General features: G+C 57.4%; 5 protein-coding genes and 1 pseudogene. 1 reads left to right on the top strand and 5 read right to left on the bottom strand.

What is annotated here, in order from left to right:
• The 4 genes and pseudogenes from C266_RS27925 to C266_RS14280 form a co-directional block, all read right to left on the bottom strand.
• Positions 1-294, bottom strand: a pseudogene (locus C266_RS27925) (phage baseplate protein); the annotation flags it as partial.
• Positions 294-737, bottom strand: a complete 444-nt coding sequence (locus C266_RS14290; RefSeq protein WP_010804322.1) for a phage GP46 family protein — start codon at positions 735-737, stop codon at positions 294-296. The gene C266_RS14290 and the pseudogene C266_RS27925, both read right to left, overlap by 1 nt.
• Positions 738-794: 57 nt before the next feature.
• Positions 795-1,400: a phage baseplate assembly protein V gene (locus tag C266_RS14285; protein WP_010804321.1), complete on the bottom strand. Its 606-nt coding sequence runs from the start codon at positions 1,398-1,400 to the stop codon at positions 795-797.
• A 9-nt stretch (positions 1,401-1,409) separates the two neighbouring features.
• Positions 1,410-2,498 (bottom strand): phage baseplate assembly protein, encoded by a 1,089-nt coding sequence (locus C266_RS14280; RefSeq protein ID WP_036663085.1) that lies wholly within the window; start codon positions 2,496-2,498, stop codon positions 1,410-1,412.
• Between the two features lie 10 nt (positions 2,499-2,508).
• On the opposite strand from C266_RS14280, the gene C266_RS14275 reads away from it, so the two are divergent.
• Positions 2,509-3,012 (top strand): hypothetical protein, encoded by a 504-nt coding sequence (locus C266_RS14275; RefSeq protein ID WP_036663081.1) that lies wholly within the window; start codon positions 2,509-2,511, stop codon positions 3,010-3,012.
• A 30-nt stretch (positions 3,013-3,042) separates the two neighbouring features.
• Here C266_RS14275 and C266_RS27780 read toward each other — a convergent pair.
• The coding region (locus C266_RS27780; protein WP_010804318.1) for a hypothetical protein at positions 3,043-3,485 on the bottom strand (443 nt) is incomplete at its 5' end.

The raw sequence follows: 3,485 nt of genomic DNA, 5'->3' as shown, positions 1-3,485 counted from the left end.
GCCCGGTACTCCCGAAAACGGGACGGCGCCTGACGCAGCCGTGGGTGACTTCTGAAATGTGTTACGAAAAGCCCCCCATCCGGCCAGATATTCGCCTGTGGCCGTCCACGGTACCGCCTGTTTGGCGATGTAGTCGATGTATCCGTAATGGAGGTGCGCAAGGCCCGCTTGAACTCGACCAGTGATCTTCAGGTTTGCGAAACGAAGTAGCGGATCGGCCCCCTGTACATTGGACGCGATGTCGGATGCAACCTGCTGTTGAAGCTCAGTTAGTGTGGGTCGTTGATACGGCATCAGTCATTCCCCTGCCAAGCCCATGTGAATGCGTTCGGCACAATTGAGCCGTCTTGCTTGTATGCCGAAATCTGGGCGCGCAAGTTGCCTCGCTTGGTCCACGACACGTTTATGTCGAATCGGGCCACGACTTTGTCGTCGATCATCCATTGGATGGCTTCGACGATGTAGTCGTAGGCCCGCTGCAGCGTCTCTTTGGTTTGCTTCTCTCTGAAGATGAGCCACATGCGAGAACCGATCGGGCCGGCAGCGACGTCATCGCCCCACCAGCCGCGCGGGTCCGTCGTGCCATCGGGAATGATGTCGTCCAAATCAGCCATTCGATCGGTAAAGAGACTGATCAGGAGCGCCGTTGTGACGTCGTTTCCCGTCTCGAGTGCTGCGCCGTCGAGAACCCAGTCACCTCGGTTCGCAGCAGAGTCCCAAACGGTTGAGGTATCCATGCACACCAAACAAAAAAAGCCTCCGCGAGGGAGGCTTGTAGATCGATATGGAAGCTATCACTGCTTCTGATTTGGCGGATCGCTCGCCACGTCCGACGCTCCGCTTTGCACCCCCTTAACCGGGTGGATATGTTCGTTAGAAATCTGTCGCATATCTGCCAGCGTGTGGGGGTTGGTCTCGACGTTGTCTTGCATGTCGCCGGTCGATTTCACCAGCGGCGTATCAAACTCGACACCGCCCTGAGCCACCAGCGTGAACTTGCCGGTGCAGTTCCAAGTGACATCGGAAGCATTGTTGACCACGACAGGCTGCCCCTTCGCTTCGACCACGATCCCGCCGTCCGCCGTCAGATAGACAGATTTCCCGTCCTGGCTGTGCAAGATCGACTCGCCAGGGCTCAGGCCGCGAGGGCGCGACGCCTGGTGACAAGTCCCAATGACAATACCCTTCGAACGGTCCCCACCAATGAAGGCCACAACGGCGTCCGAACTTTCGGGAGGATTCGACGAGAAGCCGAACTCAGCGAATCTCGGAAGACCATCACGGGTCTCACTCGCGCTCAGCTTTACCTGCATGATCTGAATTCCGCCGGTATCCCGCACGACGGTCACCAATGCCCTAGCAACCGTCAAGAGAACCCGCTGTGTGAGCCGCTCGAACATAGGCGCCCCTTAACGACCAAACACCGTGCCCACCAGATCACCATATTGCGGGTAGAGCAGGATGGGTTCTGGCTCGAATGCTTCCGGCGGCATCAATGTGAGATTTGCGTGGGTTCCAGACTCATCCAGAGTGAAAGTCACCTCCGCGATGAGATATCGGACCGGCACTGTGCCTGCCTGATCGCCCGCCACCTTCAGACTCGGGATGAGCACGTCGATAAGCTTGTTCGGCTCCCACAGGTTGCCTGCGACGTCATGCCAGTTGTCCACTGTGAGGCGCACGGTCTCTGCGCGCCCGCGCCGGCGAGCAACCTCCCACAGCCCTCGCTTCTTACCCACTTCCCACCCGAGTTCGCCGCATTCGGCGATGACCACCCTGCGACGGAAGCGTGGAACGTTGGGGTCTTTGGCGATGAAATGCGGATCGTTGATAGAACTCAGATCCTGCATGTTGTTCGTGCCCGTCAGCATGACGACGATCTCGGAGAATCGCCGATCCATCGAACGCTCGACAGTCGCAGCTTCGAGATTGATGCCCTCTTGCACACCGCTGGCCATCGCTTCGGTGCCAGAGCGCGCGAGCACCATACTCCCGTCAGCCCCCTCATAAACAAGCAGCGCGCTATACCGGGCCGTCCGCTCGACGATATCGAAGGTGCTCTCACCCGGCAGGATGTTGATCTGCGGAATAACCAACAGGTTTTCAACGTCACACTTGACCTCTACCTTGTACACCTCAGCGAGTTGCTTCGCCATCGAGTACGCTGAGATATTGCTCATCTGGTAATTCGGCCAAACTGCGGCACAATCGACGAGATCCTGACATCGACCTCGGCCAGTCACGCGAATCTCATGTCCCTCTGCCGATATACTGGGAACCACGCGATCGACGTAACCGGTAACGACGGGCGCGCCGTTCAGCTCAAGCACACACGGATCACCGGGATTTGCGATGATGTCTTGAGCCTGCCCCGGAAAAATTTCGGTCATTTCCAGCTCAAAATCGCTAGGGCAGCGTTCAATTCCTTGCGTAACCCGCAATCGGGTCCACCCAGAAAGATCTAGCCCATTGATCTGGAGTTTTATCGTTTCTTCCATTGAGGCGCTCATGAATATAAAGATTGCTTTCCTGGTGGCTTCGCTCGCTGCTTCGACCGCGCACGCAATGCCTGTTTTCGAGACCGTCAAAGAAGACGTCGTCATCTGCAATACGGATGCCCAATTGCATCAGGCGTCGGTGGACTCTGGCGATTTGCCCGCACAGGTATGCCAAAAGGTAAGCAAAGGGTTCCGATTTGAAGCAATGAATCGCAATACTTTCTATTCGCCCCCGGGCGGCACCGCAAAGCCGGACGCTATGGTCTACGGCCGTTTCCTTGCGGCTGACAACGAACGCGGAGCACCTAAGTACTTCAGCGTCATGAAGGCAGATGTCGAGCCGGTGCTAGATGCAAAGGGCAACTTCACGGAGCCCTCGTGCGACTACCCTGAGAGCTACGTGACAAGCAAGCTCCTTGCCGCCCCAGATGGAAAGCTCTATCTGAAGCAAGGCAAGGTCACTATCAAATGCGTGAACGGGGAAATGCGGCAGATCTACCAGCCGCTAAACTGAACGCTAGCGGCTGGATTCCGAGAAACTGCGTCAGGCGGCTGCCCGACTATCGATTCTGAACGGACTGAGATGCGTCAGCCGCTCGGCTGCCACCGCGATGATGCTCGGAAGCAGGCGTTCGGAAATGATTCCAGGCTCACGGATGAGCCCCACGATCTGATTCTCCGTGAGGATGTACGCGTCGCGGCTGATGAGTTTGAGCCGCCAACGATCGTCATCGTAGCTGAGCAGCCAGCGATCACCCGACAGGATTCGTCGAAGTGCATCGAGAGCGTCCATTTGCTCAATCACCGCGATAAGGTCTGCTTCGCCCTTCGGCTCAGCATCAAGCACCTCCCACTCGGCCGCAGTCCGAGTCACGATGCTCACCGCCTCTGTGAACTCCGATTGCGGAATCTGCCGGTATGCGACCTTGAAGTGAGCTTTCAGCTTCGACCAGACCTTCGTTGCGGCAGCGCCCTGCTTGATCTTCG

This window comes from Pandoraea sp. SD6-2, assembly GCF_000389825.1.
Taxonomy (GTDB): domain Bacteria; phylum Pseudomonadota; class Gammaproteobacteria; order Burkholderiales; family Burkholderiaceae; genus Pandoraea; species Pandoraea communis.
Note: the sequence above shows the minus strand (reverse complement) of the source record. Positions and strands in the feature narration are given on the sequence as shown.

Bases quoted from the DNA above. Each gene is read 5' to 3' on its own strand.
- C266_RS14290 (WP_010804322.1), bottom strand. From the start codon at position 737: ATGGATACCTCAACCGTTTGGGACTCTGCTGCGAACCGAGGTGACTGG.
- C266_RS14275 (WP_036663081.1), top strand. From the start codon at position 2,509: ATGAATATAAAGATTGCTTTCCTGGTGGCTTCGCTCGCTGCTTCGACC.
- C266_RS14280 (WP_036663085.1), bottom strand. From the start codon at position 2,498: ATGGAAGAAACGATAAAACTCCAGATCAATGGGCTAGATCTTTCTGGG.
- C266_RS14285 (WP_010804321.1), bottom strand. From the start codon at position 1,400: ATGTTCGAGCGGCTCACACAGCGGGTTCTCTTGACGGTTGCTAGGGCA.